The sequence below is a fragment of the Gilvimarinus sp. 2_MG-2023 genome, from assembly GCF_030547685.1.
In the GTDB taxonomy this organism is placed as follows: Bacteria; Pseudomonadota; Gammaproteobacteria; order Pseudomonadales; family Cellvibrionaceae; genus Gilvimarinus.
Window position 1 is genome coordinate 41,469 of sequence record NZ_JAUOQM010000044.1, and the last position, 19,044, is coordinate 60,512.

Genomic DNA, 19,044 nt, shown 5'->3' on the forward strand with positions numbered 1-19,044 from the left:
AGGTGAAAACTAGGCATTTGTTATTCGTGACATTTTAAGTGCGTAGTACGTTTAAATGATTCGCATAAAAACTTAGCTATAAATAAGGGTGCAAGCTTATGAAAATGAAGATTTTAACCGCGTCAATTTTGGCCATAACTTTAGCGGGTTGTGGGGGTGATGGCGAGGATGTGTTTGAAGCGCCAGCCAATACTTCAAGCGCAGGCCCAGTAGAAAATGTTCCAGCAACGTTCACCGGTTTGACGGGTACTACTAACAATAGCACTGCAGGCGCTGTCGCAGGTTTAGTGTCGGTTACCGATTTAGATGAAGGCGAAGATGCAGTCGTGCCGTTAACGAATGAGAGCACTATGTACGGCACCTTTTCGATCGAAGCCAGCGGCGTGTGGAGCTACACCGTTGATGCATCCGACACCACGGTTGCAGGTCTGGCCGACGCTGATGATTCAGTAGTCGACTCGATTGAGCTTGAATCAGTAGATGGCACTACGGCAACCTTAGAAATTACTATTACCGGTGCCAGTGAAGCGGTTGAGACCTCTCAGGTTGCGCGCATTACCGATAGCATGACCAGCGATGCAGGTGAGCTGCGTTATAAGTTTGGCGAAGCTTTGGAGCAGGGTAAGCTGACCGCTTCATTTATGAAGGACGACAATGCTGAAACCGCCGATGGTTCAGCTAAAGATGCCTATATCGGGCTGTACGGCACAAGTACTAGTACCAGCCAGGCTTTAGTTGATTTGCGTATTCAGGAAGATCAATTTGTAATTCGCGATCAAGACGATATCGAGGTGTCAATTCCGTTTGAGCCCGGCGTGTGGACCGATGTTGAAATGACTTGGGATGCCTCTGCCGCCGATGCTAGCACTCCGCCTTTGGTAACCATCACCATTAATGGTGAGAGCGTTACTACCGATCCTTTCTCATCTGCTGCTAGTGTTCTGACTAATGTAGAAGCCGGTGTAGAGGTTGTCATCTTTAAGTTAGGTGATGATGGCTCGGTGCTGCCGGATGCCGCCTATCACGTGGATAATGTAAAAGTGTTCTCAGATATTGCCGGTACTGAAGTCGCTTTTGAAGATGACTTCGAAAGCTATGAGGCAGGCACCAAGCTGGATCCAGACGAGAATGCAGACTCTGTCTACCATAGCAATAGTGCCGAGGTAGAAGTGGCAGCGGTTGCAGTGAATGGTACTGGTGGTGGTGGAACAGGTGCCGAGTCAGGCCCTGGTGCTGCTGGCAACAAAGTGGCCCGCATGACTGACAGCATGACCAACGACAACCCCGAATTGCGTTACAAGCTTGATGAGGCGATGGTAGAGGGTAAGATCACCGCTTACTTTAACAAAGATGATATGGCTGAAACTGCCGATGGTGTTGCTAAAGATGCCTATATTGGATTATTTGGTAACAGTACCAGTACCAACCCAGCGTTACTTGACTTGCGTATTCAGGCTGATCAATACGTAATTCGCAATAAAGATTACGAAGTGCCTGTAGTTTACGAGCCGGCGGTATGGAACTATGTGGAAATCACTTGGGATGCTTCTGAGGCTGATGCGAGTACTCCACCGTTGTTGACAATTACCATCAATGGTGAAGATGTCACTGACGAGCCCTTCATGTCGACCTCGAGCATACTCACTGCGGTAGAAAATGGTGTTGAAGTAATCGCCTTTAGATTTGGTGATACCAGCTCAGTGCTGCCAACGGCGCAGTACCGAGTGGATGAATTCAAACTTTATTCTGATAAAGAAGGCACTGTTTTAGAGTTTGAAGATGATTTCGAAAGCTACGATATTGGTATTTCATTGGATCCGGATGTTAATGAGGGTTCTATTTACCACAGTAACTCTGAAGAAGTGGTTATTGATGTAGAGTAACCGTTCCATATTTTTTATAACTGTCTTGCCCGCCCTGTGTATGCAGTGGCGGGCTTTTTTATGTCTTTGGGTGCTACTTTTATTTTATATATTTATTCTGGGTTTGCGATTCGGGTGGTCAAATTGGTTAACCAGAGTGACTGTTGGTTTACAGGCGGTAATGGTATTTCTGACTATATAGCTGGCGAGTTAGGCAGGTTTGTAGCGTTGAAAGTGGGTAGAATTGTAACGCTAACAATTGAGAGGGAAAATAGCGTAACTAATTGAAATTAAAGAATATAATGGATTGTTGTCTGATGGTGTATCAAGCTTGTGACCAGCTGTATTCAAAATGGTTGACAATAAGGCAGCTGTTTGGGTAATGTTCCTGTGGCGAGAGAAAAAATTGTTCTGCCAAAAAACATATAAAATGGAGAATGAGAAGTGAGCAACGATAATAAATTTAATTTGTCCAAAGCCGTTGCGGCCATCAGTGGCGCAATGATGACGGCGTCAGCCCTGACCTTTGCCCAGGTTGCGGTTGCACAAGAAGACGACGCTATGCTGGAAGAGGTTGTCGTAACAGGCATTCGTGCCTCTCTGGCAAATGCCCTCGAGGAGAAACGCGAGTCAACTAAGCTAGTCGAAGTAATCATCGCAGATGACATTGGTAAGCTACCTGACCAAAACTTGGCTGAAGTAATGGAGAACATCACTGGTGTTCAAATTACTCGTACAGCGGGTGTAGGTACTGGTGTACAAATTCGTGGTACTACTTCAAACCGTGTAGAAGTTAATGGTGTGTCTACAGTAGGTTCTGGCTCAGGCCGTAATGGTATCAATTTTGAAGATGTTAATGCTGCAATGATTGCTGCAGTTGAAGTTATTAAATCTCCAGAAGCGAAAACTATTGAAGGCTCTGTAGGTGGTACTGTTAATTTGCGTACCATTCGTCCGCTTGATCTGAAAGAGACTTTGGGCTCAATCAGAATTCAAGGCGAAGACAGCAGTCTTAGCACTGAAGGTATTAAGCCTCGTATCTCAGGCGCTTATGGTGATAACTGGTCAACCGATGCAGGTGATTTTGGTTTCGTTATTAGCGGTAGCTACACTGAGCAGGAAGCTGTATCTTTCCGTCCTCGTGTCGATGTTGATGTTCTAGTTCAGCGTGATAATGTTGCGGCTAACGGAGTTGATACTACCGGTGCTCCAGCACAATGGCAGGGCGTTAATTTCTTAGTCCAAGAGCAAGAGAATGACGACTATGAAACCAAAAACATAGCCGCTACTTTTGAGTGGGCGCCTAGCGATAGCCTTAAGTTCTACACTGATGTGGTTATAACCGAGCAAGAGCGAAGTCGAGATCAGTATCGCTTGCAGGCATCAGGTATTGGCGGTCTGCTAAATTTCAATACCCCAACTGATTATGAAACCATTAGTTATGGCAATTTGGAAGGTCAGCAATTCCCTACTTACGATGTAGCAGTTGCAGGCGATATAAACCCAGTTATTCCAGCTAATGGAACGTTTGTTGATAAATCGGTCAACCCAAGTGATGGTAACTTCCGTACATCAAGCGAGACCGGCTCGCGTGTTACTGATAGTGAGATCTTCTCGATTGGTGGTGAATGGACTGGTGACAAGCTTACTGCAAGTTTTGAACTCGCTTCAACTACATCGGACACTTTTAGTCCTACAGTAAGTAACACCATGAACTTCCTGAACCCCAATACGCCATTGATTGCGCCAGTTGGTAGCCACTATTACGCGCTTAGTGATGCTCAACGTGCGTTGGTTATGGACGACTTTGGAGGTAATATCGCAGGTGTTCAAAATGAAATTGCAGCTGCATATCTAGCCGCTGAAGGGACTCAAGTAGATCCTTCAAGTATCCGGATTTATAATGATAACGCCTTGCCATACGAGTACGACCTAAGCGGTGGTTCTTTAGCCTTTGGTATTACAGAGGGGGGCATGTATAGTCCTTCGGCTGCTGAATTGACCGATGCAGCTAACTACGTGTTAGACGGTTATGAAATCACTTTCGATGAAACGACAAACTCGGAAGATGCGTTCCGCTTAGACTTCTCGTATGAACTCGAAATGTTTGGTGTGAACTCAGTTGATTTTGGTGTTCGTTATAATGAGTCCGAGCATGAGTATGGTCGTTCGCAAGCGAAATCAGGTTATTCCTATTTAGATGATAGTCCATTTGCTGCTAATTTTGACGATTTGCTAGTGGTTGGTCCGGATAACTTTGGTGATGCTGATGGCAGGTCGTTGTACATTTCAGACTTCATGTTGGTTGATCCTGATGCCTCTTTCTCTAATTCAGATTATGTAATCTCTAGGCTCGAAGAAGAGACGCAGGCGCACGATTCAAGCCCATCAAGCTTCGTGCCTACATTTGCAGAGTCTGGTTACCGTAAAGCGAAGGAAGAAACTACAGCGCTTTATGCACAAGCAAACTTTGAGTATGGCATCGTGCGCGGTAATGTTGGTTTCCGTTATCTTGAGACAGATGTAGCCTCTACAGGGTATGGTCCATCAGGTTTAGAGACCTTTACTGGTGGCTATGACTTTATTCTGCCACGGTTGAATTTAGTAGTTCAGCCTACTGAAGATGTCTTGGTTCGTATCGGTTACGGCTCGGATATCAGCCGTCCAAGCTTTTCTCAGCTAGCTGTAGGTTATACCTTAAGTGATAACGAAAACACCACAGTAGCGCTGGGTAACCCAGGTCTTGAGCCAGAAGAAGTAGATTCATTTGACATCGGTGTTGAGTGGTACTTTGCTCCATCTGCGGTAGTAAGCTTAGGCTACTTTGAAAAAGAGCGTACCAATATCTTCGGTACAACTTTGGAAGGTGCTAAGTTGACCCCAGTAAACAATGGCTTTGTGCGTGAAACTGACCCCAACTGTCCTGGTGGCGGTTTCTACAATCCAATTGTGAACCCAAATGTTCTGGGAACTCCTGGTCAGCTTGGGATGTGTGTTGATTTCTCTATTCCAGGTAATGATCCTGTAACAACCACGCAGTCAGGTTTTGAGTTTGCATTCCAGTATGACTTATCAAACTTTGAAGACACTCTGGGTTGGGCATCTGGCTTTGGTGTATTAACTAACTACACCATGCAAGAGTTCTCCGGCGGTTCTGCGGTAGATATTACCACTGGCCGTGGTGAGCAAGTACTTGGTTCAGGCCTTGAGCTGAAAGAAGGCCTGCTTGAGTTCTCTGAAAATGCTTATAACATCACTGCATACTATGAGAAGTACGGCTTATCTGCTCGCTTGCGTTACACCTGGCGTGAAGCGTTCCGTTCAGAAGATTTCGCAGGTGGTTCAAGTACTAACAGTACGCTGAGCTTCCCTGTTGTAAACGAAGATCGTGGACAGCTGAATGCAAGTGTATCGTATGACATCAATGACCAAATCACCGTTGGTGTTGAGGCTGTGAACCTGACAGAGGAAGGCGTGACCCAGCGTTGTGTTTCTGAATCTGGTCCGGTTTGTTTCTCAGGTTATCCTGATCGTCGTATCACCTTTGGTGGTAGCTACAGATTTTAATCTATAGCTTTGCTCTAAAGGATTAGGTGTCGCCTATGGCGGCATCTATAACAAAAAAACCCAGCATTAGCTGGGTTTTTTTTGTTTGGGGTTTTTACATCAACGACAGTCCTTAGTCCTTTCTTAGTGTTTTCTGCGCGTGGATGTGGGTGAATATATAACATAGACGATTCACGCCACGCCACATCCACATCACACCCGCACGATTGATATGCGTATTTTAGGTGGTTGGGGTAAAGGCCTTTTTCGTATTGGTTTCTTGCAGTTTGATTGTGGGCTTTTTAATTGGCTGCAGGAAAAGAGTTTGAGGTGTGCTATTTATTGTTCTGAAGGGCATTTGCGTGATTAGTGTGCCCATATTGCAATGGTTAATTGGGTGTGACTGTTTGCGTAAAGATTTAGTTTAACGTGTTCTGTTTTGCTTGAGGGAATCATAAATTAGAGGGTGGGCGGGTATTTGTAGGTGGGTTTGGCGGGTGCCGCTCAGCTGCGATTGCTTATTGAGAGGCGTTAGTAAAAGGTGTTTTAAAAGATACTGCCTGAAATGTTGTAGGACATTACCTGAGGCTAGGTGTTGGGTCTTTTGTGTGGGCGAGAAAATATCAAAGGTCTAAAGTGAATAGGTAAAAAAATGGCCCGCAAGGCGGGCCATTTAAAAGCCGCCCCGTAGGGCGGTAATTGTTGCGGGCTATTTACTGAAACTTAGCTTTTACGCCAAAGTAAATACGAGGTCCGTAGCTGTTAACCTCACCCAAGTTGTCATTGCTAAAGTGGTATTGAACCTTAGGCTCATCCAGCAAGTTAATGCCTTCCAGGCTTAGGCGTACGTTGTCGGTAATGTAGTAAGACAGGCGAGTTTCCCAGACTCCGGTATCGCCCACAAAGCGTAGGCGAGTGCCATTGCTGGTGTAGGGCTGGAAGTATTCGCTGCGGTATTTGTAGATCAAGCTGGCGTCAAAGTCGCCTACCGAGTAGTACAGCTGACCTGAGAAGACGTGCTCAGAGAAGCCCGGTACGTTGCCCGGTTCTACAATGCCAATTTTCTGTGAGGTCACTTCACCTGCTTCATTGCGAACAGTGATGTCACCGTACAGGCTGTCTTCAAACTCAAAATCTGAGTCGGCGTAGTTGTAGCTGGTTTTGAAACCAAAGCCGCTCAGGAAGCCTGGCAGGTAAGAGAAGTTGTGCGTTGCGGTTACTTCAAAGCCGGTCAGGTTGCTGGAGTCTTCATTGGTTTCGGTCAGATCGAAAGAGGCAGGCAGGATTTGCCCGTCAATGTTGAATTCCTCGGTGACGTGATTGGTCTCGAAACCACCTTGGAACTTCTTATGATACAGGCCAAAGGTGAGCATCGTGTCTTCATTGGGATACCACTCGATAGCGGCGTCGAAGCTCCACGAGGTCAGCGGTGCCAAGTAAGGGTTGCCGTCGCCACTCACGTTATTAAGCAGCTGGTCCAATGATGTGATATTTTCTTCATCATTGGGGGTAAAGCTACGTTGGTAGCTCATGTCGGCAGGCTCTGGGCGAGACAAGCCGCGGTAAATGGCACCGCGCAACATCAGGTCTTCACGCAGATCGACGATCACGTTTACGCTGGGCAATACTTCGGTGTAGTCGTTGCCGGCTACAACGCGTTCAAGGTCTGCGCCATCAACGGGGACTAGAGCAAGCCCAGTTTCACTGGCCGAGTCTTGAATGGTGTAGTCGGTACGGAAGCCAACAGATTCAACTTCGGTTTGCACAACGCGCACGCCAAAGTTACCACGTACAGTCTTGTTCATCAGCTCGCTGTCAAAGTCGGCCATAATGTAAGCGGCAGTAGTCGACTCGCTAACATCGGTGATGTTGGCTTTGTTGAGGGGCAGTTCGCCAAAGGCTAAATCTGTGTCATTTTCTTCTGCCAATCGCTCGGCAACACAGGCTGTATCAAACGTTGCCCAGCTGTTGGTTTCTTTAACAACATTGCCTTGTGGGTCAACGATTGTGATTAAAGCACCGTCGCGCTCGGCACCCAAAAAGTCGTCTTCCGGGAAGTCGATATAACAGCTTTCGTTAATGCTCTGAACAATACGATGATCGCTGGTGTCTAGTAAAATTTCTCTGCGGTTTTCTGGGCCCATGTCAATATATTGAAGCTCAGACTGACGAACACCACCTTTAACTCCGGTGATAACACCGTTTAAGCTTAAGTCAAAGTCTAAGCGACCAGCTTCAATAGTATTGGTGCGGTCCAGGTCATTGTCGAGACGAAGGCGGTAGTTGCTAGAGAACAAGGTGGGGTCGGTAACATCGAAATCAACGATAGTGTACTGACGAATACCCGAGTCGGTATCCCACTGAACCATGGGGCGATAGGTCGAAGTGCCAGGCTCTAACGAGGTGTCGAAATTGTCCGAACGTAACCGAAGCTTATAAAGCTGTGATTCACGAGTGGTCTCAGAGAAAGAGTAATCAGCAGAAACCGTCAGGTTATCGGTGAAGTCATAGGCGACGTTTAAACCGTAACCTGTGTACTCTTCATCTTGATAGAATAGTTCACTATTGGACTCAATTGCGGTTTCACCCTGCCAGTTGGATATGGCACCAGTATCGCTTACTACTAAGTTCTCTGGCGTGACACCGGGGGTGGTGCGCTTCATGTTGGCGAAGTTTAAGTCTTGACGTTTTTCAGCGCGAATACGCTCTGAGACTTGATAGTCAACGTTAATATCCAGCTTGTCGGTGGGCTGGAATTGTATCGCAGCAAAAATGGCTTCACGCTCGTCCGACGTGTCATTCTGGCGATAGCCGTTAGAGCTTGGGGCGAACGCATAGTTTAAGCCGTCATCGTAAGCTTTGCCTGTTTCTGGGTCTACCACGGTGTTGTAGTCGTCGTCGTCGCCAGGACCTTCACAATCATTCGCATTAGCTAGGTAATAACCGCGATCTGGCGCATTGGGGTCATTGATACAGGCAAACTGGGATGTGCCGCTGGGGCTAGACATGCGCATTTCAGATTCTGGCTGAGAGATATCGCTCTGCTCGTAACCGAGAGAAATACCCAGTGCGGCACCGTTGTCGAACTCAAACTGGTCGACGTAGCTGGCACTGCCGCGCACATCAATATCGCCCGACATGGAGTTATCAATATTTTGCTGGTTGGGTTGTATGCCGCCTTTCACTTCCACCTGAAAGCGACGCTTACCGTAATCCAGTGGCTTAACGGTCTCTAGAGCGATTAAGCCGGCAACACCGCCTTCAATCAGGCTGGCGTCTTGGGTTTTGTAAATGGCGAGCTTGTTGATCAACTCCGAGGGGAACTGAGAGAAGTTAACCGAGCGGTCACCACTGCCGTTAGAAGCGGTACGTCCATTGAACGTTGTAGCGCTTAGGTAAGGGCCAAGGCCGCGAATAGAGATTTCGGTGGCGCCGCCATTTTCACGGTGAGACGAAGCGCCTGTGATATTTTCCAAGGCTTCACCGATAGACAGTGCGGGCATATCACCGATGTCGTTGGCGGACATACCGTCGACAATAGTGGTTGAGTTGCGCTTGATATCAATGGTGGTTTGAATGGTGGCGCGAGAACCGGTAACAAATACTTCTTCTACTATTTCAGAAGTGTTGTCTTCGCTGGTTTCCTGTGCCTGGGCTGCATGAATACAGGTAAGAGCGGCTAGCGTGGTAGCCAGAGCTGTGCGCTTAAATTGGCCTCGATTTTGAGCCGTCAAAGGGTGTCTATTTTTATCTTGCATGAATTCCTCCAAGGATGCCGCTATTGATTATTGTACGATAAGCGCTCTTTGGCGCCCAATTTAGTCTTTCGTGGCAGATAATATTGTCGACCAAAGTGCCTACATAAGGCAAGTGTTTTGGTCGAAAAAGGTTCAATTAGATCAGCTAATTTCTATAATTAGTGGATGATAGTTGATTGTGCCAATTTATTAGGCATATTAAACACGAATAACCCCTTGTTTTGGGGTGTTTTAAAGAGGATAGGATTAAAGATTTAGGGCGGGTTGGCAGACTTTTTGGGGGTAATGGGTGGCGTTAAAATTGGTAGACCAATATGAAAATGGTATGGATAGTTACGAGTCAAAACGTGGCGGAGACGATAGAGGCTTACGCGTAAGTGCGCTGGGGGAATGTGATGAGTGAGCTGCGCTTCTCGCCTTTGTGGATTAGGTCGTGGTTGTGCTTACCAACGTCACTAAAATCCCATAAACTGCCGAATCTCTGAAAATGGTTATGTAAGGTGGCATATGGACATTGTTCAACTTAAATCTACCGCAATATGTGTGTTGGTTCTGAGTGCCGTAGTTGGGTGTGGAGGCTCTAGTCAGCTTCCTGATGCCGCGAGCTCTAGTTCTAGCTCCTCCTCTTCCGCAGATGATGTTCCAGTTGGTTATGTGGCGCCTGCTCCTGGGTTTATAGAGTTTGCCAATTTTCCTGTTAATGAACAGGGGCGTCTGGAGGGGTGGAGTTTTTCCCAGCATTCGAGTAATACCTCTTACAGTATTACGGTTTATGAAGGGGAGCTGAATATCACTCGTACAGGTGAAGAGCCTTGGGGGAAGGTCGGACAACTTTTTCGTGGGCAAGTGCTAGAGTCTTTACAAGGGAAAACCTTAGTGTTTTCGGCCGAAGTAAAGGCTGACTTTACCAGCGAGTGGGGGCAGGCAATGGAGCCGGCAGCTCTAGCTGTATTATTGAAAGGTAGAAACATGAATTCTCCATTGTTGGGTGGCTCGTCAGTACTGAGCAGTCTAAAAGAGCCAATACTGACCGACGACAATAGTGCGCACTGGCAGCGGTATCAGGTCGAGTTTACTGTGCCGCCGGCTGAGGATGTTTCGGTAACCTCGCTGGAGGTGAGTTTTTTGATGACTGAGGGCGGCACTATGTATGTTCGGGGCCCGGCCTTAACCGAGGTTGAGAGCTGAGTCATGGGTTTGGACCGTCCGAAATTGTTACGCGATAGCCTAAGGAGGCTGAGTGGTTAAGCAAAAAATAGCCTTTGTCTGCAATGAGTGCGGTGCCGACTACACCAAGTGGCAGGGGCAGTGCGCCGAATGCGGCAGTTGGAACAGTGTCGTTGAAATGAAGCTTGGGCCGGCCACTAAGGCGGGCGCACGTGGCGCTCAGTTTTCCGGTTATGCCGGCAATACCACTGCCAAGGTGCAGCCGTTGGCAGAAATCAGTTTGCAGGATGTTCCGCGTCTATGTTCGGGTACTGGCGAGTTTGACCGAGTGCTGGGGGGCGGTTTTGTGCCGGGCTCAGTGGTGTTAATTGGCGGCCACCCTGGTGCTGGTAAAAGTACAGTTTTATTGCAGACGCTGTGCAAGCTGGCAGAGCGGATGACCTGTCTGTATGTGACCGGTGAGGAGTCCTTACAGCAGGTGGCTATGCGGGCGAAACGTTTATCGCTGCCAACTGATAAGCTTCAAATGCTGTCGGAAACCAGCGTTGAGCTAATAGGCCAGGCGGCGGAGCAGCTGCAGCCCCGTGTTATGGTGGTGGATTCGGTTCAGGTGGTGCATCTGGCGGAGATACAATCTGCACCTGGTTCGGTATCACAGGTTAGGGAGGCCGCGGCCTTTTTAACCCGCTTCGCCAAGCAAACGGGAACGGTAGTTATTTTGGTGGGGCATGTCACCAAAGATGGCAGCCTCGCAGGGCCTAAGGTGTTGGAGCATATGATTGATTGCTCCATTTTGCTAGAGGGCTCTCACGATTCACGTTTTCGTACACTGCGGGGCAGTAAAAATCGTTTTGGGGCGGTTAATGAGCTCGGCGTTTTTGCCATGACCGAGCAAGGCATGAAAGAAGTAAGTAACCCTTCGGCCATTTTTTTGCAGCGTAGCGACGACGTATCGTCGGGCTCGGTGGTAATGGTGATGTGGGAGGGGACGCGCCCGCTGTTAGTGGAGATCCAGGCGCTGGTGGATGACAGTCATTTGGGCAATCCACGCCGGGTGGCAGTGGGGTTGGACCAAAACCGGCTCTCAATGCTGCTTGCCGTGCTACATCGCCATGGAGGGGTGCTGGTGGGCGATCAGGATGTATTTGTCAATGTAGTGGGTGGCGTGCGTGTCAATGAAACCAGTGCCGATTTGGCTTTACTACTGGCCATTGTGTCCAGCTTTCGTGATCGTCCGTTACCGCGCGACTTAATGGTGTTTGGCGAAATAGGCTTGGCGGGGGAGATCCGCCCCGTTCCCAGTGGGCAAGAGCGACTGCGCGAAGCGGCCAAACATGGCTTTAAGCGGGCGATAGTGCCCGCTGGCAATGCCCCCAAGAGCATAGAGGGCATCGAGATTGTCGCGGTGAATAAATTGGCCGATGCCTTGGCGGCGATTGAATAACCAGAAGGCTATAGCAGCGAAAGCAAGCGGTTAAAGCGCTCAACATCCGCTTCATCGGCGGGCTGACATCGAATCCCTAAAATATGCTGCTTTATATGCACCGCCTTGGCTTGCAGTGACAAGGGTAATTGTTGGCTGAGGGCATCGGGTAAATTTTCAGGTTCTAAGGTTAGGGTAAAGTCATCGCCTGGGTTGATTGCGTGATCGACCAGCAAAGCGATCTTTGCCCCAAATTGGGATATGTCGATCAAGTGTGCTTCGTAACGTTCCGTGGCGTGGGAAAGCTCGGCGTAGGCGCGTAGTGGCAACCGATCGTAATCGCGACGCTCTGAGGCTGTAAGCGTGTCTTGGGTTGAAATGTCTTGGGTCATTGTTGCAGTAACTCGGTTAATTCTCTTTCCGCCTGCTCGGCGCTGCCCAAATTTAATTCTAACAGGCGGCGCAAGTGGCGAATACTTTCTACATCGATAGATTTGCAGGCGAGCCCCACCCCGCGCTCCGATTGATGTGCCACAACAGTTTGCATGGTGATCGTGGTCTGATTGGAGAGAACCACTTTTATTTCAATAGGGTCATCTTGTTCGCAAGCATCGGGCAGTTGCGCTGCCAGTAGTGCACCCTTTATGGAGATATCGACTAACTCCGATTGCCAGTGTAGGCCGTGCTGAGACAGCTCTACTTTGACATCAAACTCTACTCTGTGAAAGCGGCGGCGCTCTTGTTCTGACATGGGCTATACCTGCTGATCTGGCATTGGGCTGAGTGCGAAAAGACGTGGTGCTTATTGGGGTAAAGTTACCTTGATCGCGATACTCGGAACGATGGTAATGGGTATAAGCGATAGTGTAGCCGAATATTGGCCGGTTTTCTGCCGGGGGCTTGGCGGCGTGGCCGCCTGATAAAGCAGCGCCACTAAAATGTGGCGTTGAGATAAAATATTAGCGGGAGCTAATGGGGCGCCCCCGCTGAATGGCTACAGTGCAATGTTAATGTTCAAACATGCCCGCGTTCAGCCACAGATGCAGAGCCACACTGGCGGCGTAGCCTAAGGCGATGACTGGAGACCACTTGAGGTGGCCAAAAAAGGTGTAGGCGCCACGCGCCTGCCCCATCAATGCCACACCTGCAGCGGAGCCAATTGATAATAAGCTACCTCCAGTGCCGGCCGTTAATGTAATGAGTAGCCAGTGACCGTGAGACATTTCAGGCTCCATGGTCAGTACCGCAAACATAACGGGGATGTTATCAATGACCGCCGAGGCAATACCTAAAATAATATTGGTATTGGTCGCGCCAAAGCCTGAATACAAAAGCTCCGACATATAGGCCAGATAGCCCATATACCCCAAGCCACCGACACACATCACTACGCCGTAAAAGAACAATAGCGTATCCCACTCTGCGCGAGCGACCCTGCCGAAGACGTCAAACGGCACCACGCTACCCAGGCGCTCCAGTGCCTGTTGGTCGCCTGAGCGTTCGGCCATAGCACGTTTGCGCGCCAAGGAGCCCGGCAGCGTGCGGCGTAGAAAATAGCCAAAAAACTGCAGGTAGCCGAGGCCGGTCATCATGCCGAGTACCGGTGGCAAGTGTAGTAATAGGTGACACAAAACGGCGGTTAGGATAGTTAATAAAAATAAGCTCATAATGCGCAAAGCACCGCGCTTAAGTTCAACTTCTTCTTCAACCGCGACAGGTTTTCGGTTTTCCACGAAAAAGCTCATGATGGCCGCAGGAATTAAAAAATTGGCCAGTGAAGGAATGAACAGGGCCAGGAACTCGTGGAAGTCGACAATACCCGCCTGCCATACCATCAAAGTGGTGATATCGCCGAAAGGGCTGAAAGCACCACCGGCGTTAGCGGCAACGACCACATTGATACAGCACAGATTGATAAAGCGAGTGTCGTCACCGGCAACCTTAACGATCACGGCGCACATCAACAGTGCCGTGGTGAGGTTGTCGGCGATAGGGGAGATAAAAAACGACAGAAATCCTGTGAGCCAGAACAGTGTTTTATAGTTAAAGCCTTTACGTACCATCCATGCGCGTAAAACATCGAACAGGCGGCGCTCTTCCAAAGCGTTGATGTAGGTCATGGCGACCAATAGGAACAGCATTAGCTCGGCAAATTCCAGCAGAGTGTGGCGGAATGCATGCTCTGCATCGTGTGGCAAGCCGGCTTGAGAGTACATCCAGCCAATACACATCCAGATGATACCGGCGGCGATCAGCACCGGTTTGGATTTGCGTAAGTGCAGCTTCTCTTCCAGCATGACCACTATGTAGGCTACGGCAAATAAAATCAGTGCAAAATAGCCAATAGGTGAGGTGGTTAAGTCGAGCGCGCCAGTTGCGGCGTAAGTTTGCGGAGAAATGACGAGTAGGCACGCGCCAAGAATCCCCAAGACGCGATGGGTCAGTGTCAACATGATAAGTGTCCAGTGCTATGTAGTGTGGGCCGGTCGAATCATTAGGTGTTGCAAAGGGCTTGGGCTGCCCAGGTGCCGACTAATATCTAGGAAGGCGGATTTTATCATATTTTGGGGTTGGGTAAATAAGTGCAAAGCGATTGATTTTAGGGGGGAATGGTAGCGCTACCAGTCACGCCCCTGTTGAGATCTGTCAGGCATTGCCGAAAATTGTCAGAAAAATTGGCTCGCAGTGTCGGTAAGTTCACAGTTTGACCAAAACCCCGGTGCTAAGGTGCTTGCAACACGATTCATTGAGCACTGGAGTTTGCCATGATGTTTAATCGCAAAACACCTCAAGCGGCTACCGAAGCCATTCAACACGCGGGACTGGGCGCAATGAAAAGCGCAACAAATGGCGCGACGAGAGTCACCACCGGTAACCCTTTTATCAAAGATGAGGTTCAAGACAAGCGCATTACCGATGTGCCCACCTCATTGGTAAGTGCGCACGCGAGCTGGAAACCTGCCGGCTCGTGGCAGGGACGGTTTGATTTAGCCGCTTGGATGCGTCTACCTCAAGGGTGCCCAGTGCCTTTACATTTGGCGCTTCGTTATACGGATCAGCGCGGTGAACATACCGTTATGGTCGATATCTGCAAGCCGGGTTCTTACAAAAGTGTATTGCTCAATGGCAGCATTGAGGTTGTGGTGTCCGGTCGTGTGAAAGATATGGGATTGTATTTGGTCAACTTGCCGACAGACATCCCTCTCGGTCTCGAAGAGTGGCACTTTCAACCCCAAATTAAGCGCTAGTGGGCGACTAAACTTCTCTCATCCGTGGGGCTGCTATACTTCCGAAAAGGAAACCGAAAGGTGCAATTCTCGGATGAATATTGGGTCTGTATTTAGAGCGAATGCTGCCATCGTGGCATTAATGGCATTTGCGCTTCAAGCGAATAGTGAACAAAGCGCAGATCAGCAGGTGCTGATGGGCACCAACGAGGCTTCAGCTTATTCAGCGGAGTCAGTGTCGAAAGGCCAGCAAGGCGCACTCGTCTATGTCGATTGCATTTTTAACCGACTCCCCTATCGGTTAAAAATGCAATTTCAACCTTGGCGACGGGTTCAGCAAGAAGTGCGCAAGGGTGCAGTGGCGGGCTTTTTTACTGCCATGCCCAGTCCGGTTTTTGATCAGTTTGCTCGTCTATCGAATCCCTTGGTTTTGGAGAAATGGTATTGGTTCTCACGCACTGGTACCTCGTCAGTGGCCGACCTGAAAAACATTCGCACCGGGGCCATTCTAGGAAGTCACCAGCAGCAGTGGTTGGAGTTTAACGGGGTAACCGACTATTTGGCCGCGCAAGATTTGCCGCAATTGATCAAGTTATTAATGGCGGGCCGAATAAATGTCATTTTGGCAGACTTCAACCACTTTCAACAGGCGGCGGCTTCGCTAGAGTTGTCGCCGGATGTCTATCAATCCCAATTCTTCCGCTATGTGCCGCTCGGCGTCTATTTTGGGCATCACTTCTTAGAGCAAAATCCACGTTTTTTTAAGCAGTTTAACCAGCAAATCCCACGTTGTGTGCCAAAAGGTTTTGCCTTATCTAAACAAGAAAAGTCACTGATTTACGACCGCCTCAGTATGGTCGTTAACCATTGGCTGGGGCATCAGCTGTTACAGGAAAGGCTGCTATGGCATAAAAAACAGGAACCTCTTAGTAAAGCAGAGATTCATAGCCGCGATCATACATGGCGTAAAGCCTTTGCCGAGGGTGATTTTGAGCCGATGCTGGCAATGCAAGACAGTAAGCTCGCAGGGTTTGTCTCACTTTGGCAAAACCAAGAGGCGTATATTACCGAGCTTATTATCACTAATCGCCAGGGCGTGAACGTAGCGGTGGCACCTTACACATCAGATTACTGGCAAGGTGACGAAACCAAACATATTAAAGGCATGGCGCTGAATGTAGGGCAGTGGTGGTTTGACGATGTGGTCTACGACCAATCTACCCGCCGATTTCAAAGTCAACTTAGCTTGCCAATCGACATTGACGATGAACGGCTTGGCGTTATAACAATCGGTATCGATATCGAAAAAGCCCTAGAGGGCCTTGAATTCTAAGCGCTGTGAATATGGTTCGGCTATAGATCGATAATAAGACGGGTAGCTTTTGCCAATGTTTTACTTACATATAACCGATTGATTATTGTAAAACTTGCACAGGCTTTATTGGTATTGTCGCTAAGCTGCCGTGTGGCATGGCTTACAATACAGTGGTAAATCGGTCTTAATTTTGCACTTTGTTGTGGTGGCAACGAGGGATCCCAACCACCGACAATAGAGTAAGTTATGGCAGACGCGACGCAAAAACCCATTGTTATCATCACCGGCTGTGCTGGCAATCTAGGCAGCAGTTTGGTCACCAAGTTACAGCAGCAATATACGGTTGTTGGCCTCGATCGGAACGAAGCTCCCCTAGCTGATGCCAGCTACCCACTTGATTTAACCTCTGCTGACTCGGTTAAGCTCGCACTCGAGCGCTTCGCACACGATCACGGTCGCACCGTTGCAGCGGTTATCCACTTGGCGGCTTATTTTGATTTCACTGGTGAGAAGTCTCCGCTGTACGATGCAGTAAACGTGCAGGGAACTAAAAACTTACTACAGGCGCTCGAAGGTTTTGAAGTCGAGCGCTTTGTTTACTCGGGTACAATGCTCGTTCATAAACCTGGTGTGCCGGGGCAAAAAATCACCGAGCAAACGCCTATTGACCCCAGTTGGGCCTACCCAGAATCCAAAGCTGAAACCGAATCGGTCATTACCGAATATGCCAGTATGCCCTATAGTTTGCTGCATTTAGCGGGGCTGTATGACGAGCAAATGGCGGTGCCGACGCTGTCGCACCAGATCGCGCGCATTTATGAAGACAGCTTAAAAAGCCATGTGTACGCGGGCAACGTTGGGGCGGGGCAGGCGTTTATTCATCGCGATGACCTAATGGCGCTGTTTTCTCGCGTGGTGGAAAAGCGCAACGATCTACCTCGCGAGCACGTCTTACTCGCCGGTGAAGAGCAAGCCATTAGCTATGAAGCATTGCAGAATCGGATCGGTGCGCTTTTGCATGGTGAGGAAAGTTGGGAGACCCGCACAGTGCCCGAGGGTTTGGCAAAAGCAGGGGCATGGCTAGAGGCGCGTGCAGAGCCGGCGGTGCCTGACGATTTTGATAAAGGCGAGAAGCCTTTTATTCGCGCCTTTATGATCGATATGGCCTCCGATCACTACGAGCTGGACTGCTCTAACGCGAAACAAGAGCTCGACTGGACGGCTCAAAAAAACGTGTACGACGAGTTAAAAGCGCTGATTAACAGTTTACATGATGACCCGCTCAAGTGGTACAAAACTAACGGCATTACGCCACCAGACTGGATGACATCAGCGGCGCAAAAAAAGCAAAACCCCGATAACCTATTAAATAAGTATCACGACTATATTGCGTGCGCCCACTATCGCAACTTGTGGGCACCGTTTTTAACCATTGCTCTCGGGCTTTGGCTGATCGCCTCGCCCGAAGCAATGGGTTACGGCGACGCACCGCTGGCCATTAGCGATCGAATCTGCGGCGTTTTGTTAGCCTTGTTTGGTACCATGGCGATTAGCTGGCGCTTGCGAGCCGTACGCTGGGCTAGTGTACTGGTCGGGCTATGGTTAATGTTCGCACCACTTGTGTTTTGGACACCCAGCGCCGGGGCGTATTTAAACGGCACCGTCATGGGGATGTTGGCAATCGGTTTTGCGGCTCTTGTCCCCCCAATTGTCGGAGTGTCACCTGCCGCCGAAATGAGCGGCCCGACGACTCCACCCGGTTGGCGTGTTAACCCCTCTAGCTGGTTTCAGCGCGCGCCTATTATTGTATTGGCCTTAGTCGGGTTTCTTATTTCACGCTATTTAACCGCGTATCAGCTGGGACATATAGATGGCGTATGGGAGCCATTTTTTAGCGGGCCTAACTCGGCCGACAAAAATGGTACCGAAGAAATCATTACCTCTAGTGTCTCCGAGGCGTGGCCAGTACCTGATGCGGGGCTCGGTGCGCTTACCTACATGTTAGAAATTCTTACTGGTTTGCTCGGCTCTACCAGGCGCTGGCGTACTATGCCGTGGCTGGTGGTGTTATTTGGTTTTATGATTGTGCCGCTCGGTATCGTCTCCATTACTTTTATTATTATTCAGCCGATAGTCATTGGCACTTGGTGTACCTTGTGTCTAATTGGTGCGTTGGCCATGCTAGTGCAAATCCCTTACTCCTTGGATGAGCTTATCGCCACGGGGCAATTTTTAAAACGCTGCAAAAAAGCCGGCAAGCCGGTACTAAAAATATTCTTTGTGGGTGATACCGACGAAGGAAAAACCACCCAAGAGCCGGATGATTTTACCCGATCACCGCTCACAATAATCAAAGACATGGTGGGCGGCGGTGTTACCGTACCCTTAAGTTTATTCGCCGCAATACTTGTTGGCCTGTGGTTAATGTTTACTCGTTTAACCTTAGGCCACGATGGTGAGCTTGCCAATTGGGAGCATTTGATCGGGGCATTAGTCTTAACTGTGAGTGTTTGCGCTTTCGCTGAGGTTGCCCGACCTTTGCGTTATGGGTTAATTGTGTTAGCCCTTATGCTATTGCCCGCGCCATTCTTTGCCGGTGCAAGCCTAGTCGCGTATATAAGTTCTGGGGTTTGTGCTCTAACACTTATTGCCTTGGCCTTAGTACCACTGTCAGTAAAGGGTGAGTACGGCGATTGGAGTAATTTGTTACAGAGAGAAAAGTTTTTCGGTGGTTAATGGCTATGGC

General features: G+C 49.0%; 11 protein-coding genes. 7 read left to right on the forward strand and 4 right to left on the reverse strand.

The annotated features are described in order from the left end of the window. Positions 1-98: 98 nt before the first annotated feature. Together Q4526_RS09620 and Q4526_RS09625 are read left to right on the forward strand one after the other, a co-directional pair. A complete protein-coding gene (locus Q4526_RS09620; RefSeq protein ID WP_215976862.1) occupies positions 99-1,883 on the forward strand; it encodes a VCBS domain-containing protein in 1,785 nt (594 codons plus the stop codon). 423 nt (positions 1,884-2,306) lie between these two features. Beyond that, positions 2,307-5,429, forward strand: coding sequence for a TonB-dependent receptor (locus Q4526_RS09625; RefSeq protein WP_215976863.1), 3,123 nt, complete (start codon positions 2,307-2,309; stop codon positions 5,427-5,429). Positions 5,430-6,121: 692 nt separating this feature from the next. Here Q4526_RS09625 and Q4526_RS09630 read toward each other — a convergent pair. Continuing rightward, a complete protein-coding gene (locus Q4526_RS09630; protein ID WP_215976864.1) occupies positions 6,122-9,166 on the reverse strand; it encodes a TonB-dependent receptor in 3,045 nt (1,014 codons plus the stop codon). A gap of 507 nt (positions 9,167-9,673) precedes the next feature. Between Q4526_RS09630 and Q4526_RS09635 the strand changes: the two genes are divergently transcribed. Both Q4526_RS09635 and radA read left to right on the forward strand, forming a co-directional pair. Then, positions 9,674-10,354, forward strand: coding sequence for a hypothetical protein (locus Q4526_RS09635; protein WP_215976865.1), 681 nt, complete (start codon positions 9,674-9,676; stop codon positions 10,352-10,354). A 52-nt stretch (positions 10,355-10,406) separates the two neighbouring features. Beyond that, complete coding sequence (gene radA / locus Q4526_RS09640; protein WP_215976866.1) at positions 10,407-11,777, forward strand: DNA repair protein RadA; 1,371 nt, start codon at positions 10,407-10,409, stop codon at positions 11,775-11,777. 8 nt (positions 11,778-11,785) lie between these two features. Here radA and Q4526_RS09645 read toward each other — a convergent pair whose 3' ends face one another. The 3 genes from Q4526_RS09645 to nhaD form a co-directional block, all read right to left on the reverse strand. Beyond that, a complete protein-coding gene (locus Q4526_RS09645) occupies positions 11,786-12,148 on the reverse strand; it encodes a PilZ domain-containing protein (RefSeq protein WP_215976867.1) in 363 nt (120 codons plus the stop codon). After that, positions 12,145-12,507 (reverse strand): PilZ domain-containing protein, encoded by a 363-nt coding sequence (locus Q4526_RS09650; protein ID WP_215976868.1) that lies wholly within the window; start codon positions 12,505-12,507, stop codon positions 12,145-12,147. Before Q4526_RS09650 ends, Q4526_RS09645 begins: the two co-directional genes overlap by 4 nt. A 256-nt stretch (positions 12,508-12,763) precedes the next feature. Next, on the reverse strand, positions 12,764-14,209 hold the full coding sequence (gene nhaD / locus Q4526_RS09655; protein WP_215976869.1) for a sodium:proton antiporter NhaD: 1,446 nt from the start codon (positions 14,207-14,209) through the stop codon (positions 12,764-12,766). A gap of 312 nt (positions 14,210-14,521) precedes the next feature. Between nhaD and Q4526_RS09660 the strand changes: the two genes are divergently transcribed. The 3 genes from Q4526_RS09660 to Q4526_RS09670 all read left to right on the forward strand — a co-directional run bounded on the left by Q4526_RS09660 (position 14,522) and on the right by Q4526_RS09670 (position 19,034). After that, positions 14,522-15,004: a hypothetical protein gene (locus tag Q4526_RS09660; protein WP_215976870.1), complete on the forward strand. Its 483-nt coding sequence runs from the start codon at positions 14,522-14,524 to the stop codon at positions 15,002-15,004. A gap of 73 nt (positions 15,005-15,077) precedes the next feature. Next, a complete protein-coding gene (locus Q4526_RS09665; RefSeq protein ID WP_215976871.1) occupies positions 15,078-16,316 on the forward strand; it encodes an ABC transporter substrate-binding protein in 1,239 nt (412 codons plus the stop codon). 228 nt (positions 16,317-16,544) lie between these two features. Further along, positions 16,545-19,034: a vitamin K epoxide reductase family protein gene (locus Q4526_RS09670; RefSeq protein ID WP_215976872.1), complete on the forward strand. Its 2,490-nt coding sequence runs from the start codon at positions 16,545-16,547 to the stop codon at positions 19,032-19,034. The last annotated feature ends 10 nt before the right edge of the window (positions 19,035-19,044 follow it).

Excerpts from the sequence above, each read along its gene's own strand:
- Q4526_RS09620 (WP_215976862.1), top strand. The coding sequence starts at position 99 with ATGAAAATGAAGATTTTAACCGCGTCAATTTTGGCCATAACTTTAGCG.
- Q4526_RS09630 (WP_215976864.1), bottom strand. The coding sequence starts at position 9,166 with ATGCAAGATAAAAATAGACACCCTTTGACGGCTCAAAATCGAGGCCAA.
- Q4526_RS09635 (WP_215976865.1), top strand. The coding sequence starts at position 9,674 with ATGGACATTGTTCAACTTAAATCTACCGCAATATGTGTGTTGGTTCTG.
- Q4526_RS09645 (WP_215976867.1), bottom strand. The coding sequence starts at position 12,148 with ATGACCCAAGACATTTCAACCCAAGACACGCTTACAGCCTCAGAGCGT.
- Q4526_RS09650 (WP_215976868.1), bottom strand. The coding sequence starts at position 12,507 with ATGTCAGAACAAGAGCGCCGCCGCTTTCACAGAGTAGAGTTTGATGTC.
- nhaD (WP_215976869.1), bottom strand. The coding sequence starts at position 14,209 with ATGTTGACACTGACCCATCGCGTCTTGGGGATTCTTGGCGCGTGCCTA.
- Q4526_RS09660 (WP_215976870.1), top strand. The coding sequence starts at position 14,522 with ATGATGTTTAATCGCAAAACACCTCAAGCGGCTACCGAAGCCATTCAA.
- Q4526_RS09665 (WP_215976871.1), top strand. The coding sequence starts at position 15,078 with ATGAATATTGGGTCTGTATTTAGAGCGAATGCTGCCATCGTGGCATTA.
- Q4526_RS09670 (WP_215976872.1), top strand. The coding sequence starts at position 16,545 with ATGGCAGACGCGACGCAAAAACCCATTGTTATCATCACCGGCTGTGCT.